Below are 22,732 nucleotides of genomic sequence, written 5' to 3' on the forward strand. Positions count from 1 at the left end.
GCGGGAGGTGCGGGAGGTGCGGGAGGTGCGGGAGGGGGCCCGGACGAGCGGGATCGGCCCGGACGGGCGGGGTCAGCCGGCCGAGGGGGCCGGGCGCTCGGGGCGCTCGCCCTGGAGGCCGGGCAGCACGTCGGACGCGATGCGTTCCAGGACGCGCAGGTCGCCCGCGTAGGGCGGTTCGGTACGGGGGAACGGCACCACCAGGTCGGTGAAGCCGGCCTCCAGGTAGCGGCCGGCCGCCTCCTCGAAGGCGGCCACGGAGGCGAGCGGCGGGTCGGTCCGGTTGCTGTCGAGGACGAGTCGGCGCAGCGAGGCGGGCGGCCGGCCGAGGTCCGTGCAGATCTCCTCGACCCGGCGCAGCTGGCGGGCCGCCAGGTCCGGGGTGACCGACGGGGCGACCAGGCCGGGGCGGGGCGAGGAGCCGTTGGAGACCCAGATGTCGGCGTGCCGGACCGCGATCCGCATCCCGGCGGGGCCGCCGGCCGCCACGGCGAGCGGCAGCGCACGTCCCGGGCCCTGGTCGGGGTCGGTGCGGGCGGATCTCGCCCGGAAGTGGCGGCCGGTGTGGTCCAGGACGGGTTCCCTCAGCAGGCGGTCGGTGAGTGCGGTGAACTCGGCGAAGCGCTCGGCCCGCTCGACCGGCCCCGGCTCCGGGCGGCCCAGCACGGTGGCGTCGGGCCCGCCCGCCCCTGCGCCGACCCCGAGGACGAACCGGCCGCCGGAGAGGTCGCTCAGGGTCAGGGCCTCCTTCACCAGCGGCACCGGGTGGCGGAAGTTCGGCGAGGTGACCAGGGTGCCGAGGCCGATCCGGCGGGTGGTGACGGCGGCTGCGGCGAGGGTGGGCACGGCGGCGAACCACCGCTGGTCGAGGAGGTCCCGCCAGGCGAGGTGGTCGTACGTCCAGGCGTGCGCGAAGCCCATCTCGTCGGCCAGCCGCCAGGCCTCACCGCCCGCCGGCCAGCGGGTGGCGGGCAGGATCAGCACGCCGACGCGCAGGCTCACCGGGGGCCGCCGGCGGTCGGCAGGCCGGCCAGGAACCCGTCGAGGTCCACGTGCCGGGCGGCGCCGAGGCCGAGGCCCTCCCAGCGCAGGTCGGTGCGCGGCGCGCGCCGCGCGTCGTGGAAGTACACCGCCTCGATGCGGCCGGACGACGCCAGGGTGAGCACCGGGTTGGCGGTGAGCAGGTCCCGTACCGCGGGGGTGTCCCGGCGGACGCCCAGCCACAGGCGCTTGTGCGCGAAGTGGTCGGGGGGCAGCTCGACCCGGGGGTGGAGCTTGCGCTTGAACTGCAGGATCCCCTTGCTGAGGAAGGGTTCCGTGCCGGAGAGGTCCAGCCGCTCGACGCCCCGGTCGGCGGCCCATCGTGCGATCAGCAGGTACGTCGCCATGAAGATGCCCGAGCGGTAGTGCTCGGGGGCGCCGTCCAGGACACCGGCCAGGCGCAGGGTCAGGACGCGGCCGGTGCCGTCCAGGCGGCAGAGCATCCCGGCCCGGCGTTCACCGTTCTCGGTCACGAAGAAGAGCACCCCGCGGGCCAGGATCGCGTCGTGGGCGGCCCGGAGTCCGACCGACCGGGCGTCGTCGCCGTGCCGGCTGGCCATCGTCGGCAGGTGCATGCGCTGGTGGAAGTAGTCGAGGTCGGCGCCGGAGCGGGTCACTTCGAGCTCCCAGCCGCGCCGGACCCGCTCGCGGGCGAAGCGCTGGCGCTCCTTGCGGGAGACCACCACCGGCCGGGGGCGTCCCGCCTCGGCGAGCGGCAGCACCAGGTGGACCCGGAACGGTGCGACGATCGCGGCGGCGGACGGCAGTGCGGCGGCCCGGCCGGGCGGGCAGCCGAGCGCGACCAGGTCCGCGTCGGGGAGCGACCGGCCGGCCGGCTCGGTCGTGAGGCCGCCGGTGGCGAGCCCCGCGGCCCGCGCCCGTTCCCGCAGGAAGGGCAGGACGTGGCGCTGCCCGGCGCGGTAGCCGCCGTAGCCGATGCGCAGCGGGCCGGCCTGGAACAGCTGCCAGCCGTCCCGGCCGGCGGTGGCGGTGTCGGACAGGTGGCGGGCCGTCGCCAGGACGCGGTTGCCGCTGCCGGCCCAGGCGAATCTGGCGCGCTCCCACGCGGCCGTCGCCGGGGTCACCGGGCGGCTCGCAGCATCGCGTCCTCGATCGCGGCCGAGGAGGAGACCTCCCGTTGGGTGCCCGCGCGCAGCGGCGGGAGGCTCTCGTCGGTGTAGAAGCCCGAACCGTGCACCAGGAGATCGGTGTCGGGGGCGACCAGGCCCCGCTCGACCGCCAGCATCGCGCCGGTGACGGCCTTCACCAGGGACCACTCGCGGATGTCGGCCGGGTTCTCGGGGAGTCGGTGGCCGAGCGGGGCGAGCAGGTCGGCGATGTCCTCGTAGTGGTCCAGGCATTCGCGGCGCGAGACGACCAGGCCGGTGCCGCCGTGCCGGGCGATCAGCGTGTTGATCTGGGCGGAGGTGGGCGGGGCGCTGGTGTAGAAGGTGGCGTCCAGGCGTTCGTCCGGTGCGTCGGTGACGGCGGGGAAGTGCGGGTCGTCGTCCTGTCGCCAGGGGCCGGACTGCTCCGGGCGCCGGTAGCGGGGCAGCAGGTCGCGGTCGGTGCCGCCCTTGAGCAGGCTCAGCACCATGTCGGGGGTGGCCAGTTGCTGGACCAGCAGGAAGCCCGGGTGGCGGTGCGGGGCGGGCAGTCCCCAGCCGCGGTCGTCCGTCAGGAGGCCGACGCCGAGGTGGTAGCCGAGCAGGCCGTAGGCGCTGGAGACCGCGTGGGCGTGCAGCCGGGGAGGGCTGTGCGGGCCGACGGGGTCGAGTTCGGCCTCCACGTAGGCGCGCAGGGTGTCGGCGGGCCGGTAGTTGTCCAGGTCGAGGGTGAACCACGGGGTGAACCGGGTGGGTTCGCGGCGCAGCCGCTCGTAGGCCGACCTGGCGAGCGCCTTGACGTCGTCCGGGCGGCTGACGTCGGCGACGAGCAGCGGGTTCGCCTCCCGCAGGGCCGGGTCCGCCGACAGCGGGCTGTCCCGCAGTTTGGGGCGTGAGTGGGCGGGGGCGACGGTGAGCACCCGCAGTTCGTCGGGGGTCGCCAGCCCGGCGTGGTAGGCCCGGGCCACCGCGTCGCGCAGCGCCGTGCCCTTGTTGCCGGAGGTCGGGGTGGTGAGCAGCAGTGGTTCGCCGGTGTCCCGGATGTGTTGGACGGCGCGGGCCACGATGTGCAGGGAGGCGAAGGTCTTGGTGGTGCGGGTGCCGGGGTTTCGCATCAGGTCGAGGAGCGCGATGCGGTGTCCGTGCCAGCTCCCGGCCGGCTGGAGGGCGATGTCGGACGCCTCGTGGAAGCGGGCCAGGCGGTCGTCGTCGTCCGGGAGGCGGAAGCCGACCGGTCCGGTGTTCGACAGTCCGAGCAGGTCCGCGGTGGCGCGGAGCATCGGCAGGTAGCGGGTCATGGCGCGGGCCACGACCCTGTCGGTGCTGACGGCGGTCATGACAGTCTCTGCTTCCCCTCGGTCGGGCTCTTCACGGCGTGCCACACCTCGTCCACGCGCGCCTGCGGGTCGGCGAGGCGGCTGACGAAGGCCTGTTGGTGGGCCGCGAGGCGGCGGACCGTGTCGCGGGCGAACACGGCGCGGTTGTACTCGATGTATCCGTTGGAGCCCGCGGCGTCGTTCAGGTAGAGCGACGGCAGGTAGTAGCGCGAGTAGGCCTCCTGGTGGCGCGGGTCGGTCACGGCCCGGGGCGAGGAGGCGCCGGGGGCGGGGAAGAGCTTCACGGTGGTCTCGCCGAAGGAGGCCGCGGCGGCGGTGTCGGTGGCCGCCTCGAAGACCCGGCCGCGTACCCAGGCGTCGTAGAGGTGGATGCCCGGCCAGGGCCTGCTCTGTTCGAAGTCGGGCTTCAGGGCGGCGGCGAGCTCGGTGTAGGGCAGGATGTTGCGCTGCGCGTCCAGCACCGCCCCGCGCACCTGCCGGACGAGTTCGCCGACGGTGTCCTTGGGCCGGACCAGGACGGGGACGAAGATGTTGTCCAGGTAGTAGCCGAGCTGGTCGTCGTCGGCCTTGAGGTCGAGCCGGGCCACGCTGGAGCCGATCACCACCCGCTCCGCTCCCCCGGTGCGGGCGAGCACCGCGGCGTAGGCGGCGAGGTTGAGCATGAAGGGCGTCGCCGCGGTGCGGACGGAGAGCTCGCGGAGCTGCCCGGGGGTGAGCGGGCTGCGGAAGGCCTCCTCCTCGAAGGAGATCAGGGACGGCGGGGTGGCCGAGTAGTCGGTCGGGAAGGGCAGTCGCCCGGGGCGGGGCAGCAGCCGTTCGCGCCAGTAGCCGACGCGGGCGGCGGTGTCCGTGGCGGGCCTGCGCGACTCCTCGGCGAAGTGCCGGTACTGCTGTTTCAGCGGGGGCAGGTCCTCGCCCTCGTAGAGCCGGCCGAGTTGGCGCAGGAAGGCGACCAGGGAGACGCCGTCGATGATCAGGTGGCTGAAGGACAGTGACAGGACGTGCAGTTCCGGCGTGACGCGCACCACCAGGCAGCTCCACAGGGGGCCCGTGAGCAGGTCGAACTCGCCGCCCTGGTCGCCGGCGACCAGGGCCCCCGCGGTGGCGAGCCGCCGGCCGTCCGGCACGGTCGTGGCCAGGTCGACGTAGGCGAAGGGCGGTTCGACGTCGGCGGCGACCCGCTGCAGCGGCGCCGGGCCGAGGTCGGTCAGCGTGGTGCGCAGCGACTCGTGCCGGCGGACCATCCGGTCCAGGGCGCGCCGGAACCGGTCGAGGTCGAGGGTTCCGGCGAGTTCCACCGCGATGGAGGGGTTGCCGCGGGAGGCGATGCTCCGGCCGAAGGAGCGGAAGCGCACGCCCTCCCAGAGGAACTCCTGCTGGACGGAGAGCGGGAACTCGCGGGCGGTGGCGGCGGGGCTACTCATCCCAGACCACCGGCAGCTCGTGCACCCCGTAGATGTTGACCTTGTGCCGGAAGGGGATGCTGTCGAGGTCGACGGCGAGCCGCAGGGAGGGGAACCGGCGCAGGGTCCTGGTGATGACGATCTGCAGTTCCAGTCGGGCCAGGGCGGCGCCCAGGCAGAGGTGGGGCCCCCAGCCGAGGGCGAGGTTGCCGCGTTCCGTGCGGTGGATGTCGAAGGCGTCCGGGTGCTGGAACTCGCGCTCGTCCCGGTTGGCCGAGGAGAGCAGGATCATGACGCCCTCGCCGGCGCGGATCAGGGTGCCGCCGACCTCCACGTCCTGGGTGGCCACCCGGGCCAGCGAGGGTGTGATGGTGAGGTGGCGCAGCAGTTCGTTGACGGCGGGGCCGATCAGCCGCTCGTTGCGGCGCAGCTCGTCGAGCTGGTCGGGGTGCTGGAGCAGGGTGAGGATGCCGAGGCCGATCATGTTGACCGTGGTCACGTGGCCGGCCACCAGCAGGAGTCGGGCCAGGTCGGCGGCGACCTCGGGGGTGCAGGCGCCGGTGCGCACGTGGTCGGTGACTAGGCGGCTGATGATGTCGTCGCCGGGGGTGTCGATCTTCGACCGGACGACGCCGTCCATGTACCGGCCGAGGTCGGCCACCGCCTCGTCGATCTCCTCGGGGGTGGAGGTGGCCCGGAGCGCGTCGGCGGTGCGTTCCTGGAGGAAGACGTGGTCGGCGTACGAGACGCCCAGCAGGTGGCAGATCACCAGCGAGGGCAGTGGCATCGCCAGGGCCGGCAGCAGGTCGGAGCGGGCCGGGCCCGCGGCGACGGCGTCGAGCAGCCGGTCGGTCAGCTCCTCGATGACCGGCCGCAGTTCGGCCACCCGCCGGCCGACGAACTCGTGGTTGATCATCTCCCGGTACCGGGTGTGCTCGGGCGGGTCCATCCGGATCAGGGTGCTGTGGGCCCGCCGGACGGGGAACCCGGGCAGCCGGGAGTCCGAGCTGAAGCGGGTGTCGGCGAGGACCTCGCGGGCCTCCTTGAACCGGGTGACCAGCCAGGCCGGCCGGTCTCCCGCGAAGGAGAGCCGGGCCGGCACCACCGGGGCCTGGGCCCGCAGGGCCTCGTACTCGGCCGGGGGGTGGAAGGGGTCCTGGCGCTGCATCGGATAGCTGACGACGGGGCACTCCCCGAGCTCCACGTGCTCTCCCTTGCTGGCTGCGCCGCGCTCGGCGCGGCTGGGTGGGCGGCTCATGAGGTCCTTGCCACGCGGCGCCCGCGCAGGCGGGAGCGGATCTCGCCGATGACCTCGGGCGGCTGCTGCTCGACGAAGAAGTGGCCGCCGGGGACGGAGCTGACCTGGAAGTCGCCGGTGGTGAAGGAGCGCCAGGCCGCGATCTCGCCGAATCCGGTGGAGCGGTCCTGCCGGCCGGAGAAGGCCACGATGTCGGCGGCGATCGGCGCCGGCGGTGCGGACCCCGCGTACCGCTCGAACGCCCGCAGGTCGGCCCGGAGCATCGGCAGCACCACGGCCTGCGCCTCGGGGTCGCCGCTCAGGGCCGCGACGGCGCCGCCGTACCGCTCGGCGACGGCCTCCAGGAAGGCGGTGTCCGCCAGGTCGGTGACCGGTTCGCCGCGCGGCGGCCTCCCGGGCGCCGCGCAGGCGCACAACACGACGGCCTCGGGGGGCCGGCCGGCCTGTTCGGCGGCCCTGGCCAGCTCGAAGGCCACCAGGGAGCCCAGGCTGGTGCCGCACAGGACGAAGGGCAGGTCCCAGGACGGCGACAGCTCCTCGGTGAGCGCGGCGACCAGCTCGGGCACCGAGTCGGGCGCGGGCTCGGCCGGGCGCATCAGGCGCCCGGGGTAGTCGACGGCGACCAGCTCGACCCCGGGTCCGAGGCCCCAGCCGCGGTAGGCGAGGCTGCTGCCGCCCGCGTAGGGCAGGCAGAACACCCGGGCCACGACGGGTTCAGGCACCGGACACCTCCCGGCCGAGCTCGTCGTCGATGAGGCGGGCCAGTGCCCTCAACGGCACGTCGCCGAGGACGTTGGCCGGCGCGATGCGCACGCCGAACTCGGCGCGGATCCGGGCCACGACCTGGGTGGCGTACAGCGAGTCGCCGCCGAGGTCGAGGAACTGGTCCTCCCGACCGACCGCCTCGATGCTCAGCACCCCGGCCCAGATCGGGCCGAGCCGCTGCTCCGTCTCGCCCTCCAGGGGCGCGAAGTCGTAGCCGAGCTCCGGGCGGGTGTGGGCGGTCGAGGAGTCGGCGCCCTGCAGGACGTGCCCGGCGACGACCAGGTCGTCGCCGTCGGGGGCGAAGCTGCGGGCGCTGGCCAGCAGGTGGGCCCCGCCGGTGGCGAGGGCGCTGTGGAAGGCCGCCGTGCCGGTGGCGGCGGTGATGCCCTCGGCGGCGCTCTCCGCCGCCGGTACGGCCTGGTCGTGGGCGCCCGGCCGGCAGACCACCACCTTGCCGATGTGCTGGGCCCGGGACATGTGGGTGAAGGCCTCCCGGACGTCGGCCAGGTCGAAGGCCCGGACCGGCAGCGGCTGGAGGACGCCGCCGCGCAGCAGGGCGGCCACCTCGGCGAACGCCTGGTCGAGCGCGGTCTCGTCCTCGGGGTAGTAGGCGCTGAACGTGCGGCCGGTGCTGAACAGGCCGAGGTCGAGCAGGCTGCCCGCGACGATGTCGCGCCGCCCGAGCTCGACGAACCGGCCCCGCTCGCGCAGGGTCCGCAGGCCGGCCGGGATGAAGTCGCCGGCCAGCGAGTTGAGGACCACGTCGACGCCTCCCGCGGCCAGCGTCTCGCGTTCGAAGGCGAGCGAGCGGGAGTCCATCACGGTGCCGACGCCCTGGGCGAGGGCGAACTCGCGCTTGGCCTGGCTGCCCGCGGTGCCGAACACCTCGGCGCCCAGGTGCCGGGCGAGCTGCACCGCCGCGAGGCCGACGCCGCCGGTGACGGCGTGGACGAGCACCCGCTCGCCGGCCCTGAGACCGGCGAGGTTGTGCAGGCAGTCGTACGCGGTGGTGAACGCGACCGGGACGGACGCGGCCTGGGCGTAGGTCAGACCGGCCGGGATCGGCGCCGTCAGCGCGGCGCGGACGACGACCTGGTCGGAGAAGCAGCCGGAGCCCATGGCCAGCACGGGGTCGCCCACCCGCAGTCCGGTGACGCCCGCTCCGACCGCCCGGACGACGCCGGCGCACTCCAGGCCGAAGCGGAAGTCGGGGTTGCCCGGGTCGAGCATGCCGGTGGCGATCAGCACCTCCTTGAAGTTGAGGCCGGTCGCCAGCACCTCCACCCGGACTTCGCCGGGGCCGGGTTCGGTGCGCTCGGACTCGACCAGGCGCAGCGCCTCCAGGTCGCCGATGTCGGTGGAGACCAGGCTGTGGTTCGCGGCCGACCCGGGCGCCGCGAGGGACCCGGCCAGCTCGTCCGGGTCGACGGCGCGCAGCGAGTATCCGGCCAGTTCCAGGACCGGGTCCCCGTGCTCGTCCTGGATGCGGACGTCGAACAGGATCGCGGAGTCCGCTCCGGTGGACCGGCGCACGATGTGGCTGCGGATGCGGGCCGGCATCGGGCGGTGGACGGTGATCCGCTCGTAGGACATCGGCAGGTGCGGGCGGTCGCTGACGTGGCCGAGCAGGCTGCCGGCGGCGGTGTCGAGCAGGGCCGGGTGCACGCCGTGGCGTCCGAGGTCGCCGTGGTACGCGGCCGGCAGTTCGGCCTCCAGGACGAGCTCGTCCGGGCCGGTGCGGACGCTGCGGCGCACGTTCGCCCAGCGCGGCCCGAAGGAGGTCAGCGGGTTGCCCGGCGGGATGTCGTCGGGGGTGTCGGCGGCGGGCAGCACGATCGGGGCGGGCGCCGGTTCGGGTGCGCCGGCCGGGCCCACCAGGCCGGTGGCGTGCTCGCGCCAGGCGGAGCCGTCGCGCCGGCTGAGCAGGGTGGCCTTCAGCTCGTCCCGGCGGCCTTCGAGCCGGACGGTGAACTCGGTCACCCCGCCCGGGGGGACCGGCAGCGGGCGGAGCAGGTCGAGCTCGCGGATCTCGACCGCGGGGACGCCCAGCCGGCGTTCGGCGGCGGCCCGGACGAACTCGACGATGCCCGTGCCTGGCAGCATCGGGTGCCCGGCGACGTGGTGTTCGTCGACCATCCAGTCCGTCCCGGCGCGCAGTTCGCCGCGGTACTCGGCGACGTCCTCGCTCTCCCACTGCGTGCTGAAGACGGGGTGGTCGACGGCGGTGGAGCGCTCGGAGAGCGAGCGGCGGGCCTCGTCGACCGCCATGCCGACGTCCGTCCACGCGTCGTACCCCAGGCTGAGGGTCCGGCGGCCGGAGGCGTCGCGCCACTGGGCGAAGCTGTCGAGGAACGCGTTGGCACTGCAGTAGTCGACGTGGCCGATGCCGCCCACCACCGAGGAGACCGAGGAGCAGAGCACCAGCCAGCGGGTGTGCTCGTCGGCCACCACCTCGTCGAGGACCAGCGTGCCCGTGGCCTTGGGGGCGAGGACCCGCGCCACGTGCTCGGCGTCGACGGTGTCGATCAGCCGGCCGCCGGCGACGCCGGCCGCGTGGACGATGCCGGTGAACGGCCCGTGCTCGCTGCGCAGCGCGCTCATCGCGTCCCGGTCGGCGGCGTCGGCCCGTACGGTGTGCACCCGCGCGCCGGCCGCCTCCAGCCGGGCCAGGCCTTCGAGGCGGCTCCGCACTGCGGCCGGGGTGGCGTCGTCGGCCAGCAGCAGCCGGGCCTCCTGCGGGGAGGGCAGCTCGGCGCGGTGGGTGAGGACGAGGGTGACGCCGGGGGCGTGCCGGGCGGCCTCCTCGGCGAGGGCCAGCCCGATGCCGCCGAGTCCGCCGGTGACGAGGTAGCGCCCGCCGGGCTCCCAGGGCGTGCCGTGGGTGGCGGTGTCGGCCGGCTCGTAGCGCAGGGTGCGGCGCTCCGTGCCCCGGTGGGCCACCGGGCCGGTGGTCGCGGGGTGCCGCAGTTCGGCGGCGAGCAGGCTGGCGGCGTTCTCGGGGGTCGCGGCCGGGTCGAGGTCGACCTCGGTGACCCGGATCCCCGGGTACTCCTGCGGCAGGACCCTGGCGGGGCCGGCGAGCAGGGCGAGTTCGGGCCGCGGCCGTTCCTCTGCGGTGAGCTGCCGGGCCCCGGTGGTGGCGATCAGGACGTCGAGGCCGGAGCGGCGGCGCGCCGCCAGCGCGCGGACGGTGCGCAGCACCGGCCAGAAGCCCTCCGCGAGGGCGTCGTCGACCAGCTCCCGCAGGGCGGGCTCCGCGCCGGCCGGGCGGTCCTTCGCCACCTGGAGCACGGTGTCGAACTCGCCGTGCTCCCGCTCCAGGGCGTCCAGCAGGGCCGCGGTGTCGCCGTCGCCGGCCGGGCCGGCGGGGGGCAGCGCGGCGGGGTCCAGTGCGGCTGGGTCCAGTGCGACGGCGGTGTGCCCGTCGGCCCGCAACGCGGCGAGCACCGGGTGGTCGGCGTCGGGCAGCAGGGCCAGCACCCGGCGCGCCACGGGGGCCTCGCCGGTGCCCGGGTCGAGCGGGGTGGCGACCCAGCGCGGGCGCTGGACCAGTCCGCGCCGGCGCAGCGGCAGCGGGGAGGACGGCAGCACCGGCGCCCCGGACCCCGCGGGCAGCTCCGTCCAGTACGTCGCCCGGTCGAAGGGGTAGCCCGGCAGGGCGACCCGGCGGGTCGAGCGGCCGATCAGCTGCCGCTCCCAGTCGACCCGGCCGCCACGGGTCCAGATCGCGCCGACCAGTTCGGCGGTCGACTTCGGTTCGGCGGCCCGCTCCTTCTGTACCCAGGGGGTGACGGCGGGCACCTCGGCGGCGGTGTCGGCCTGGCGGAACATCCCGCCGAGGGCGCGGCCGGGGCCGGACTCGACGATCAGGGCCGGGCCGAGCGCCAGGACGGCGCGCGCTCCGTCCAGGAAGCGGACGGCCTGGCGCAGGTGGCGGACCCAGTACTCCGGGTCGGCCATGGTCTCGGGCCCGGCCATGGTGCCGAGCAGGGTGGAGGCCAGTGGCCGGGTGGCGGGCCGGTAGGCGACCGAGTGCGCGACCGTGCGGAACTCCTCGACGATGGGCTCCATCAGCGAGGAGTGCGCGGCCAGGGAGGTGCCGAGCACGGTGTGCAGGAGGTCGGTGTCGGCGAGCTGGTCGTCGAAGCGGGCGATCGCCTCGACGGATCCGGAGACCACGGTCTGCTCGGGGGCGTTGACGGCGGCGATGTCGAGGTCGGGGGGCAGGATGCGGCGCAGTTCCGCCTCGGGGAGGCCGACGGCCATCATGGCGCCCGGTTCGGTGCCGGTGTGCATGAGCCGGCCGCGCGCGGCGACCAGCTTGAGCGCGTCGTGCGGGGTCAGCACCCCGGCCAGCGCCGCCGCGGCGTACTCGCCGATGCTGTGGCCGATCATGACGTCCGGTTCGACCCCGGCCGCGATCAGGGCGGTGGCGAGCGCGTACTCGGTGATGAACAGCGCGGGTTGGGCGTAGAGCGCCTGGCGCAGCAGCACCGCGGCCTCGGGCCGGTCGTCCTCCTCGGGGAAGAGGACGGTGCGCACGTCGAGTCCGTCGGTGTCCACCAGCCGCTCGGACAGCTCGTCGACCGTGTCGCGGAAGACGGCGTCCGTGCGGTAGAGCTCGCGCCCGGCGTCGACGTACTGGGCGCCCTGGCCGGGGAAGGCGAAGACGACCGGGAGTTCGCTCTCGGGGGCGGGGGAGGCGGCGGGCTGGGGGGCGGTCAGCAGCGCGGCGGCCTCGGCGGTGCCGGTGGCGGTGACGGCGAGCCGGTGCCGGGAGCGCCGGCGGCCGGTGGCGAGCACCCGTGCCACCTCGCCGAGGTCCAGTTCGGGGCTGCGCCGCAGCCGGGCCGCGAGGGAGCCGCGCAGCCGGTCGAGGGCCTGCGGCGAGCCGGCGGAGAGCACCACCGGGGTCGGCCGGGCCTGCCCGGGCTCGGAGTCGGTGCGCTCGGGCGCCTGCTCCAGGACGACGTGGGCGTTGGTGCCGCCGACGCCGAAGGCGCTGACGCCGGCGCGCCGGGTGCCCTCCCACTCGGTCAGCTCGGTGGGCACGTAGAAGGGCGAGCCGTCGAAGGCGATGTCGGGGTTGGGCTTCTCGAAGTTCACGACCGGCGGGATCTGGCCCCGCTCCAGGACCAGCGCCGCCTTGATCAGGCCCGCGATGCCGGCGGCCGGGCCAAGGTGGCCGATCTGTGCCTTGACCGCGCCGAGCGCGCAGTAGGGGGCGGGCGCGTCGTGGACGTCGAACGCGGAGATCAGCGCGGCGACCTCGATCGGGTCGCCGAGGGCGGTTCCCGTGCCGTGCGCCTCGACGTAGCCGATGGTGCGCGGATCGACCTGGGCGACCCGCTGGGCGCGGGCCACCACGTCGGCCTGGCCCGCGATGCTGGGCGCGGTGAAGCTCATCTTCTCGGCACCGTCGTTGTTGATCGCGGAGCCCTTGACGACCGCGATGATCCGGTCGTTCGCGGCCAGGGCGTCGTCGAGGCGCTTGAGGGCCACCACGCCGCCGCCGTTGCCGAAGACCGAGCCGCTGGCGTCGGCGTCGAACGGCCGCAGGTGGCCGTCCGGCGAGCAGATCGAGCCCTCCTCGAAGATGTAGCCGTTGACCTGGGGGGTGTGCACGTTGACGGCGCCGGCCAGGGCGAGGTCGGTCTCGCCGAGCAGCAGGCTCTGGACGGCCAGGTGGACGCCGACCAGGGCGGTGGAGCACGCCGTCTGCACGTTCAGCGAGGGGCCGGTCAGTCCGAGCCGGTAGGAGACGCGGGTGGCCAGGAAGTCGCCGTAGTTGCCGATGTCCGCCTGGAGCCCCCGGATGGAGCCGTCGAGGTAGTCGGCGTGGTCGAAGTTCGGCTCGATGTACCGCAGGTAGGCGTGCCGGCCGCCGCCGGCGAAGACCGCGATGTCGCCGGGGTAGCGGTCCGGGTCGTACCCGCTGTCCTCCAGGGCGTGCCAGCAGAGCTCCAGGAAGAGCCGGTGCTGCGGGTCCATCAGGCGGGCCTCGCTGGGGGCGATGCCGAAGTACTCGGCGTCGAAGTCGCCGGAGTCCTCGACGAGGCCGCTGACCTTGATGTAGGCCGGGTCGCGCAGCAGTTCCTCGGCGACGCCCGCCGCGCGCAGTTCCTCGTCGGTGAAGGTGGTCAGCAGTTCCTCGCCGGCGCGGATCCGCTCCCAGAAGGTGTCGGCGTCGGCTGCGCCCGGCAGCCGCAGTGCCAGGCCGACGATGGCGATGTCGGTGGAGGCCGTCTCCGGCCGGTCGTCACTCACCCGTGTTCTTCTCCCGTCCCCTGGCCAGCCTTCGTCGGGCGGCCGCGGTGGCGATTCGGTTGACGTCCCGGCCGGGGGTGCCCGTGGGGGCCTGCGGCCGGGTTTCGGTGCTTCCGCCGGTCAGGAACGCGGCGAAGCCGCGGGCGGTGGGGAAGCGGAACAGGTCGTGCATGACGAAGGGTTCGCGGAAGGCGCCCTTCAGCTTCAGGTACAGCGTCAGTGCGAGCAGTGAGCTGCCGCCCGCCTCGAAGAAGGAGACGGTCGGTGAGGCGACGGGCCGGCCCAGGACGGTGCCCCAGACGGCCAGCACCTGCCGCTCGGCCGGCGTGAGCGCGGTCGGCGGGCCCGGTCTCGGCCGGATCGGGCGCGGGGCCCGGAGCGCGCGGGCGTCGACCTTGCCGTTGCGGGTCAGCGGGATCCGGTCGAGGAGCTCGACGAAGTGCGGCACCGCGTACTCGGGCAGCGCCGCCCGGGCGTGCTCCCGGACGGTGGCCGCGGTGACCCACGCGCCGGCGGGCACCACGTAGGCGGCGAGTTCGGTGCCGGCCCCCTCGGTGTGCACGGCCCGCACCGTGCAGGCGCGTACGCCCGGGTGGCGCAGCAGCACCGCGGCGACCTCGTCCGGTTCGACCCGGTAGCCGCGGACCTTCACCTGGTCGTCCGCCCGGCCGGCGAACAGCAGGTCGCCGTCGGCGATCCGGACCAGGTCGCCCGTCCGGTAGGTGACGGCGCCGTCCGGGGCGGTGGTGAAGCGCTCGCCGTCCGGGCCGGCCGCTCCGTCCGCGCCCAGGTAGCCGAGGGCCACCGGGGCGCCGCCGACGTGCAGTTCGCCCCGCGCGCCGCGCGGCACCGGGCGGCCGAGCCGGTCCAGCACGCGGACCGGCGCCCCCGCGACCGGCCGGCCGATCGGCGGGCGGTCCGGCCAGGAGGCGGGGTCGGGGCCGAGCCGGTGGCTGGTCACCACGTGCGTCTCGGTGGGCCCGTACTGGTTGACCAGTTCGGTGCCGGCCGCCGTGCAGAAGGCCCGGACGGTGTCGTCGACCACCAGGGCCTCGCCGGCCAGCAGCAGGTGGGTCAGCCGGCCCGGGGTGCGGCCGAAGACCTCCCAGGCGGCGGCGAGTTGGTGCAGTGCGACCGGCGGCAGGAAGCCCACCTCGACGTCCTGGTCGACGAAGAAGTCCAGGAGGGCCTGCGCGTTGCGGCGGACGTCGTCCGGCACGACGTGCAGGGTGCCGCCGTGGACCACGGCGGTCAGCATCTCCTGGACGGAGACGTCGAAGGCGAGCGGCGCGAACTGGCTCACCCGGCGGGGTGCGGCGAACTCCGGCTGGGTGACCTGCCAGGCGACCAGGTTGGCCATGGCCCGGTGCGGCATGCTCACCCCCTTCGGCTCGCCGGTGGAGCCGGAGGTGAACAGGACGTAGGCCTCGTGGTCGGGGCCGGGCTCGAACCAGGGGTCCGACCCGGGCGCGGCGGCCGGCCCGGTGTCGGCGCCGTCGCTGTCCGGGGCCGCGAGGACCAGCTCCGGTCCGTCCCAGCCCTCCTGGTCGGCGGGGAGGGCCTCGGAGCGCAGCAGCAGTGCGCAGTGGGCCGCCGCCGTCAGGGCGCGGCGGCGGGCGGCCGGGAGTCCGGCGTCGATCGGGACGTAGACCGCGCCCAGTGACCAGAGGGTGAGCAGGGCGACCAGCGGGTCGACGCCGCGCTCCAGCAGGCAGGCGACGCGCGCGCCGGGGCCCACCCCGGCCTCCCGCAGGCGGGCGCGGAGCCCGGTGACCCGTCGTGCGACCCCGCCGCGCGTCCAGCGCACGGCCCCGGCGGTGAGCAGGTCCGCCTGCGGGTCGGCGGCCAGCCGCTCGGCGAGCAGGGGGACCAGCGATCCCGGGGCGTCGGCCGCCGGCGGCGGGGACGGCTCGGCGGTGGCCCCGTGCTCGCGGGCCCACCCGGCCAGGGCGCGGACGGCCGGCTCGTCCGGCCCGACGGTCGCCTGGCGCACCAGCTGTTCGAAGAACTCGGCGTAGCGGACGGCGAGTTCGTCCTCGGGGCGGTCCGTGTGGTGGTTGACCACGAGGGTGACAGGACCGCCGAAGGGGTCCTCGTGCACCGCCACCAGCAGCGGGAAGTCGGTCTCCTCGTCGTAGCGCACGTCACTGAGCCGGATACCGGCGCGCAGCAGCCGGTCGTACACGTGGAAGTCCGTGTAGTTGAACGCCGTCGAGGCGAGCCCGGACGTTCCGGTCTCCGCCTGGATCCGCTCCAGTGGCAGCCGCCGGTGCGGGTACAGCCCGGTCTCGTCGTCGAACACCGAGGCCAGCAGGCCGCGCCAGCTGCGGTCGGCGACCTCCGCCCGCAGCGGCACGGTGTTGAGGAAGAGGCCCAGCCCGGTGTCCCCGCCCTCCTCCTCCAGCCGGCCGCTGGTCACCAGGCCCGTCAGTACCTCGCTCTCCCCCGACAGGAAGGAGAGCGCGGCCAGGTGCGCCGTCAGGTAGGCGCTCCGGAGCGGCACCCCCGCCGCCCGGGCGAAGGCCGCGAAGCGTTCGGTGAGCTCGGCGGGCAGCGCCCGCACGACCTCCACCAGCGGCGGTACGGCGGCGCTGTCGGGCTCGCCGCCCGGCAGCGTGGTGGGCCGCGCGCCGTCGAGGTAGTCGCGCCAGAAGGCGCGGTGCCCCGCGTCGCCCTCGACCGCCTGCTCCAGTTCGGCGTAGCGGCGCACGGTGTCGTCCGGGGTCCGGACCGGGGCCGGGAGGCCGTCCCGCGACCGGGCGTGGGCGAGCAGGAGTTCGGTGACGAGGGAGGCGGCGCTCCAGCCGTCGAGCACGGTGTGGTGCACCGACAGCGACAGCACGCTCCGCCGGTCCCCCGTCCGGTGGACGAAGACCCGCAGCAGGCCCGGTCGGGCCCAGTCGAAGGGCCTGTGCCGCTCCCCGGCCGCCCACGTCCGCAGGAACGCCCGCTGCTCGTCGGCGGGTCGGTCCCGCAGGTCGACGAACGCGCACGCGATGTCGGCGGAGGCGTGGACGACCTGCAGCGGCCCCGACGGGTGGTCGACGGCGAAGCCGCTGCGCAGCGCCGGGTGGGCGGCGACCGCCTCGCGCAGGGCGGCGCGCAGCGGGCCCTCCTCGAGGTACTGGTCCACCGTGTAGCCGAGGACGTCGTGGTAGACGTGCGAGCCGTCCCGTACGGCGTGCAGGAACATGCCGCGTTGCAGCCGGGTGGCCGGGAAGGCGTCGACCGCCCCGGCCGGCAGTCCCTCGGGCAGCGGCCGGGCTGCGTCCGGCACCGGCCCGGCCGGGGCGGGCGGGGCCGCCGGCAGCAGGGAGGCGGCCAGCGCCCGGGTGGTGCGGGCCCGGTAGATCCGCGGGAGGTCCGCCTCGAACCCGGCGGCGCGCAGCCGGGCCACCAGCCGGACCGCGGTGATCGAGTCGCCGCCGGCCTGGAAGAAGTTGGTGTCCTCGGCGATCCCCGGCAGGCCGAGCACCTCGGCGACGGCCTCGGTCACGACGCGCAGCGCGGGCGGGTCGGCGGGCGGCCCGAGCGGGTCGGCGGGCTGCGGGGGGACGGCGGCGGGCTGCCCGGTGCCCGATCCGGCCGGGCCGGCCTCGCGCGCGGCGTCCGCGAACGGGTCCGGCAGCCGCGCGGTGTCCAGCTTCCCGTTGGCGGTGCGCGGCAGCTCCGCCAGCAGCACGATCCCGGCCGGGACGGCGTACGGGGGCAGTCGCCGGGCGGTGAACTCCCGGAGCTCCTCGGCGGTGGGCCGGGCTCCGGTGCGGGCGGGGACGACGGCGGCGGCGAGCAGCGGCGGCCGGTCCGGCCTGCGGATCACCCAGGCCCGGGCGGAGCGCACGGTCGGGTGCTCCAGCAGGGCGGCCTCGACCTCGCCGAGCTCGATCCGGTAGCCGCGGATCTTGACCTGCTGGTCCAGGCGGCCCAGGTACTCGACCGTGCCGTCCGCCAGCCGGCGGCCCCGGTCGCCCGAGCGGTAGAGCCGGGCGCCGGCCGCGTCGGCGTACGGGTCCGCGGTGAAGCGGGCCCGCTCGGCCTCCGGGGCGACCGCGTAGCCGAGGGCCACGCCGGGGCCGCCGACGTGGATCTCGCCGGGCACCCCGAACGGCGCCGGGCGGCCCTGTCCGTCCAGCACGTACACGGGGGTGTCGGGCAGGCCGTGGCCGATCCGGCAGCGGCCGTCGCGGACGTCGGCCGTGCCCAGCCGGTGGAAGGTGCTGTGCACCGTCGTCTCGGTGATGCCGTACATGTTGACCAGTGCCGGTGTCCGCTCCCCCCAGCGCTCGAACCAGGGGGCGAGGGCGGCGGGGTTGAGCGCCTCGGCGCACAGCACGACGTACCTGAGCCGGGCGAACGCCGCGCCCCGCCGCAGGGCCGCGTCCCGGAATCCGTCGAACGCCGTCGGGGAGACGGTGAGCATGGTGACGCCCTCCCGCTCCACCAGGTCCACCATCGCCTCCGGGTCCCGGACGGTGCCGGACGGTGCGATCACCACCCGGCCGCCGTGCAGCAGCGCCCCGTAGATCTCCCACACGGAGGCGTCGAAGGTGATCGCGTGGGCGTTGAGCCAGGTGTCCTCCGGGCCTGAGCCGAAGAGGTCCCGGGTGGTGGCGAAGAGCCGCACCACGCTCCGGTGGGCGACCTCGACGCCCTTGGGCCGGCCGGTGGAGCCGGAGGTGAACAGGACGTAGGCGGCGTCGTCCGGCGACCCGGTGGGCGCGGGCCCCTCGGGGGCCTCGGGCAGGCGCTCCGGGAGCAGCTCCCGTCGGATTCCGGCCGGTGTCGGGGCTTCGGCGTCGTCCGTCACCAGCACGGCCAGGTCGGCGAGTTCGGCCACGGTGGCCTGCCGTCGCGGCGGCGCGGCCGGGTCGATCGGCACGTAGGCGGCGCCCGACTTGAGCACCGCGAGCAGCACGGTCACCAGGTGATCGGGGCGGGCCAGCCGCACGCCGACCCGCCGGCCGGGGCCGGCGCCGAGGTCGCGCAGGCGCAGGGCCAGCCAGTCGGCCTGGCGGCCGAGCTCCCGGTAGGTGAGGTGCGCGGCGCCGGACGAAACCGCGATCCGGTCGGCCCGGCGGGCGATCTGACGCTCGACCAGCTCCTCCAGCCGCGCGGTGACCGGCGCGGCGACGGACCGGCTCAGCGCCAGCAGTTCCTCCCGCTCCCGCGGACCGGCGAGGTCCAGGGTGTCGATCCGGGCCTGCGGCTGCCGCGTGCCCAGGTCGAGCGCCCGCGCGGTCTGCTCCGCGATGCGGCGTGCGGTGACCGGGTCGAACAGGTCCGTCTGGAACTCGTAGCGCAGGCGTCCGTCGGCGGGCTCGGCGATCAGGTGGAGTTCGGTCGCGGCCAGGGCCCGGCGCGGTGGACGCGGCGGTGTCGGGTCGAGCTCGCCCGGGCCGGGGGCGGATCGGGCGGACAGCGAGACGACGCAAGCGGGCACGGGCCGGGCCAGCCGGGCCCGCAGCTGCTCCTCGCTCAGGGCGCCCGCCTCCTCCAACGCCTGCCGGACGACCGTCGAAGCCGTCGCGAAGGTGGGTTCCTCCCCGAGGTCGAGGTGCAGGGTCAGCAGGCCGACCAGGTCGCCCCGCACGTGGGGGACCCCGACCGCGACCCGTCGGAGGTCGTTGTGCCGGCTCAGCACGACGGCCAGGGCGGCCAGCAGATCGGGCAGGTCGCCACCGGCCTCGCCGCCGAGGTTCCAGGCGAGCACACCGGTCGCGCGGCGGAAGGAGGGCGCGGCCGGCCGGGCGGACAGCAGCGGTAAGGAGCCGGCCTCGGCGCCCCGTTCGAGGTGCGCGCTGAGGCCAGGTTCGGTGAGAGTCATGTGTCCCCTGGCGATGGCGGGCGCACGCCGCGGCGCGGCGGACCCGGGGTGGGTTCGGGGTGGGTTCGGGTTCGGGCGTCCGGGCTCAGCGCGCCGCGGCGGGCTCCACGGCGGCCTCGTCAGCAGGCTCCGCGGCGGGCTCGTCAGCGGGCTCCGCGGCGGCCCGGGTGATGACGAGGCGGCCGAGCACGAGGGCGTCCAGGCCGGCGGCGAGGAAGGTCCGCACGGCCTCGTCGGGGGTGCGCACGATGGGCTGCCCGGCGACGTTGAAGGAGGTGTTCAGGACGACCGGCAGACCGGTGAGCCCGCCGAACTCCTCGATCAGCGACCAGAACAGCGGCGAGGTGCGGCGGGCGACGCTCTGCACCCGGGCCGAGCCGTCGACGTGGGTGACGGCGGGCAGCCGCCGTGCGTACTCCGGGCGCACGTACCCCACGAACAGCATCTCGGCGAATCGGGGCACGTCCTCCTGGTCGATCTCGAAGAGGGTGTCGGCGGCCTCCTCGGTGACGGCCGGCGCGAACGGCCGGAACGACTCCCGCTTCTTCACCAGGGAGTTGATCCGCTCCCGCATGCCGTCCAGGCGCGGATCGGCGAGGATGCTGCGGTGCCCGAGCGCTCTGGGGCCGAACTCCATCGCCCCCTGGAACCAGCCGACGACCTTGCCGTCGGCGATCAACCGAGATGCCAGGGTGGCCAGTTCGGCGTCACTCCCGGCCCGTCGGACGTCCAGGCCGGTCTCGCCGGCCACCGCCCGCTCGTAGTCCTGCGGCCCGTAGGCGGGCCCGAGGGCGGTGCCGGTGCCGGGCCCGGGGCGCTCACCGATCTCCGCGGCGGCGACGTAGGCGGCGCCCAGGGCCGCGCCGTCGTCGCCGGAGGCGGGCTGTACGTAGATCTCCTCGAACAGGCCGCTGCGCAGCAGCACGCCGTTGGCGGAGCAGTTCAGCGCCACTCCCCCGGCCAGGCAGAGCCGGGTGAGTCCGGTCTCCCGGCGGTAGTGCGTCAGTTGGTGCAGCTGGGCCCGCTGCAGGACGGCCTGCAGGGCCGCGGCGATGTCCTTGTGCCGCTGCTCGATCGGGTCGGCCGGATCCCTGCGGGGCCCGAACTCCCGCTCGATACGGGCCAGTGCCGCCCGGTAGGTCTCCTTGTCGAGGTCGCCGACGTTCTCCAGCAGCAGCGGCACGAAGTAGCGGCCGTCGGAGTCCAGGTGCACCCACTCCTGGAGGATGGTGTCGACGTGGCGGGAGCCGTCGCCGTGCGGCGCCAGCCCCATCACCTTGTACTCGCCGTCGCCGAAGGCGAACCCGAGGTAGAGGGTGAACAGCCCGTAGAGCAGTCCGAGCGAGCTGTGCGCCGGGACTTCGGCGAGGGTCTCCAGTGCGCCGCCGCCCGCGGCGTACACGGTCGCCGAGTGGCGCTCGCCCAGGCCGTCCGACACCAGGACGAGCGCCGACGGGTAGCCGCTGGGGTAGTAGGCGCTGGCGGCGTGCGCCAGGTGGTGCGGTACGGCCCGGAACCGGCCCGTCAGGTCGACGCCCAGGTGCTGTTCGGCGACGGCCCGGTTCACGTCCGGATCGAGGGCCGACTCGTACAGCCCGCGGTAGTAGTCGCTCTGCCCAACGTAGAAGTCCCGTTCGGGCCCGAACGAGAAACTGTGCGCCACCAGGTCGATCTGTGAGGCTTTCAGCCCGGCGGCGTCGAGTGCGAACTGCGCGGCGCCGGCTGGAAAGGCCGAGGAGTGCTTCACTCCGTCGAACCGTTCCTCCGCGGCGGCGGCCACGACCCGGCCGCCGACCAGAAGTGCGGCCGCCGCATCCGCACCCTGCACGATGGCGTACTCACGTGATTCGAGGCCGGGCCAACTGCGTTCCTTGAATCCTCGGGCCAGTGACAGTCCACTGAACCCCAATACGGCCGTATGACCCATTACGCGTGGTGCTCCATTCCCCTTGGGTGATGAAACGTCCGAATGGTGTACGGGAAGTCAGGTGGGGCGGTTGTTGATGTTGATCCGATCATAGACACGAAACATTGCTGGATTGTTGCAGCAACATGTAGAGGACCACTGCCGGCCACCTCAGCAACTACACAGCAAACACAAAGAGTTGACGTACCAACAGCTCACCCTGCGCCGACGAACCGACGCTGCGTCACCCCTCTGAGCTGTGTAGGCTCTGCTTCGCCCTGCTCTGTACCGGACCCCTCTAGGGAGCTTGCATGCAGAACCACACCGTTGGCGGATGGCTCGACGAACTGGCGTCCGAGGCGTCCACACCGGGCGGCGGCGCGGCGGCGGCGATGAACGCCGCCGTCGGTGCCGCGCTGATCTCCATGGTGTGCAATCTGACCATCGGCCGGCCCAAGTACGCGGAGTACGAGAAGGAGCTGACCGAGGCACTCGCCGAGGCGGAGGAACTCCGGGGCGACGCAGTGCGGTTGGCCGCCGACGACGCGGCCGCCTTCGGCGCCGTCATCGCCGCCTACCAGCTCGCCAAGACCACCGAGGACGAGAGGCTGGCCCGCACCGCGGCCATCCAGCAGGCCCTGGTCGGCGCCGCCGACGTACCGCTGCGCACCGCAGAGCTGGCAGCCGCTCTGATCGCCCTCGCCCGCCGGATCCTGCCCGGCTCCAACGTCAACGTCGTGTCCGACGTCGCCGTTGCCGCCTCCTCCGCGCGGGCCGCGCTGGACGCCGCGGTCGTGAACGTGGAGATCAACCTCGCCGCGCTCGCGGACGAGGCACACCGCACCGCCGTACGGGCCCGGCTCGACGCCGCCGTGACCGCCGGTGCCGAAGCCGACGCCGTCGTGGCCGAGGTCCGGGAGAAGATCGCCAAGTGAAGCTCATCGACGGGCGGGCCGTGGCCGCCGACATCATCGCCGAGGTCTCCGCCGCAGCGGCCGAACTGCGCGCCGCCGGCACCGATCCCACGCTCGCCATCGTGGTGCCCACCCAGGACGAGGCCACCGCCTGGTACGTGCGCTCGATCGAACGGACCGCCGCCAAGGCCGGTGTGACCAGCCGGGTCGAGCACCTCACCGACCCCGACGCGGCGGACATCGCGGAGCTGCTGCGCAAGCTCTCCGCGGACCCCTCGGTGCACGGCGTCATCTGCCAGACCCCCCTGCCCGACGGGGTGCTCCTGGAGGAGGTGGCGGCCCACATCGACCCGAGCAAGGACGTGGACGGCGCGAGCCCCACCAGCCTCGGACGCCTCGCGGCGGGCCTGCCGACCTTCGCCCCCGCCACCGCCGCGGCCGTCCTGGAGCTGCTGCACCGGGAGGAGGTCGTCCTCACCGGCACCCGGACGGTGGTGGTCGGCCGCTCGACCGTGGTGGGCAAGCCCGCCGCGCTGCTGCTGCTCAACGAGCACGCCACGGTGACGGTCTGCCACTCCCGCACGGCGGAGCTGGCCGCGGTCTGCGCCGAGGCGGACGTGCTGGTGGTCGCCGTCGGGCGCCCCCACTTCGTCGGCGCCGAGCACATCAAGCCGGGCGCGGTCGTCATCGACGTGGGCACCAACCCCACCGACGACGGCGGACTCGTCGGCGACGTGGACCCGGCCGGCGCCGAGGGACGCGCGGGCTCCCTCACCCCGGTGCCCGGCGGAGTCGGGCCGGTCACCGCGGCCCTGCTGCTGCGCCACACGGTGGCGGCCGCCCGCGGCTGAACCCCGCAGCCCTGTCCCGCCGGCCCGACCCGGGTCCGGCCGGCGGCGACCCCCGGAGTA

11 protein-coding genes are annotated in these 22,732 nt (G+C 75.1%); 2 read left to right on the top strand and 9 right to left on the bottom strand.

Annotated features, from left to right (window positions below; all coding sequences use genetic code 11):
* Nucleotides 1–72: 72 nt before the first annotated feature.
* The 9 genes from ACFTWP_RS17015 to ACFTWP_RS17055 form a co-directional block, all read right to left on the bottom strand.
* Entirely contained in the window at nt 73–1,002 is a 930-nt protein-coding gene (locus tag ACFTWP_RS17015) for an LLM class flavin-dependent oxidoreductase (RefSeq protein ID WP_380265338.1), read from the bottom strand.
* Nucleotides 999–2,126: a hypothetical protein gene (locus ACFTWP_RS17020; protein ID WP_380265339.1), complete on the bottom strand. Its 1,128-nt coding sequence runs from the start codon at nt 2,124–2,126 to the stop codon at nt 999–1,001. Before ACFTWP_RS17020 ends, ACFTWP_RS17015 begins: the two co-directional genes overlap by 4 nt.
* Entirely contained in the window at nt 2,123–3,484 is a 1,362-nt protein-coding gene (locus ACFTWP_RS17025) for a DUF6002 family protein (RefSeq protein ID WP_380265340.1), read from the bottom strand. Before ACFTWP_RS17025 ends, ACFTWP_RS17020 begins: the two co-directional genes overlap by 4 nt.
* A complete protein-coding gene (locus tag ACFTWP_RS17030; RefSeq protein WP_380265341.1) occupies nt 3,481–4,908 on the bottom strand; it encodes a condensation domain-containing protein in 1,428 nt (475 codons plus the stop codon). The genes ACFTWP_RS17025 and ACFTWP_RS17030 overlap by 4 nt, the downstream gene beginning before the upstream one ends.
* Nucleotides 4,901–6,145 carry a cytochrome P450 gene (locus ACFTWP_RS17035; RefSeq protein ID WP_380265342.1) on the bottom strand — a complete coding sequence of 415 codons (1,245 nt, stop codon included), beginning with the start codon at nt 6,143–6,145 and terminating at the stop codon, nt 4,901–4,903. The genes ACFTWP_RS17030 and ACFTWP_RS17035 overlap by 8 nt, the downstream gene beginning before the upstream one ends.
* Nucleotides 6,142–6,867, bottom strand: coding sequence for a thioesterase II family protein (locus tag ACFTWP_RS17040; RefSeq protein WP_380265343.1), 726 nt, complete (start codon nt 6,865–6,867; stop codon nt 6,142–6,144). The genes ACFTWP_RS17035 and ACFTWP_RS17040 overlap by 4 nt, the downstream gene beginning before the upstream one ends.
* The gene (locus ACFTWP_RS17045; protein ID WP_380265344.1) at nt 6,860–13,177 is read right to left on the bottom strand and encodes a beta-ketoacyl synthase N-terminal-like domain-containing protein; all 6,318 of its coding nucleotides are present in this window, start codon (nt 13,175–13,177) and stop codon (nt 6,860–6,862) included. The genes ACFTWP_RS17040 and ACFTWP_RS17045 overlap by 8 nt, the downstream gene beginning before the upstream one ends.
* Nucleotides 13,170–19,001: an amino acid adenylation domain-containing protein gene (locus ACFTWP_RS17050; protein ID WP_380265345.1), complete on the bottom strand. Its 5,832-nt coding sequence runs from the start codon at nt 18,999–19,001 to the stop codon at nt 13,170–13,172. The genes ACFTWP_RS17045 and ACFTWP_RS17050 overlap by 8 nt, the downstream gene beginning before the upstream one ends.
* A gap of 85 nt (nt 19,002–19,086) precedes the next feature.
* Nucleotides 19,087–20,829: a carbamoyltransferase gene (locus ACFTWP_RS17055; RefSeq protein WP_380265346.1), complete on the bottom strand. Its 1,743-nt coding sequence runs from the start codon at nt 20,827–20,829 to the stop codon at nt 19,087–19,089.
* A gap of 389 nt (nt 20,830–21,218) precedes the next feature.
* On the opposite strand from ACFTWP_RS17055, the gene ACFTWP_RS17060 reads away from it, so the two are divergent.
* Together ACFTWP_RS17060 and ACFTWP_RS17065 are read left to right on the top strand one after the other, a co-directional pair.
* Nucleotides 21,219–21,842 carry a cyclodeaminase/cyclohydrolase family protein gene (locus tag ACFTWP_RS17060; RefSeq protein WP_380265347.1) on the top strand — a complete coding sequence of 208 codons (624 nt, stop codon included), beginning with the start codon at nt 21,219–21,221 and terminating at the stop codon, nt 21,840–21,842.
* A complete protein-coding gene (locus ACFTWP_RS17065; RefSeq protein WP_380265348.1) occupies nt 21,839–22,672 on the top strand; it encodes a bifunctional 5,10-methylenetetrahydrofolate dehydrogenase/5,10-methenyltetrahydrofolate cyclohydrolase in 834 nt (277 codons plus the stop codon). The genes ACFTWP_RS17060 and ACFTWP_RS17065 overlap by 4 nt, the downstream gene beginning before the upstream one ends.
* Nucleotides 22,673–22,732 lie beyond the last annotated feature (60 nt).

The sequence above is a fragment of the Kitasatospora sp. NPDC057015 genome (assembly GCF_042673745.1).
Classification (GTDB): domain Bacteria; phylum Actinomycetota; class Actinomycetes; order Streptomycetales; family Streptomycetaceae; genus Kitasatospora.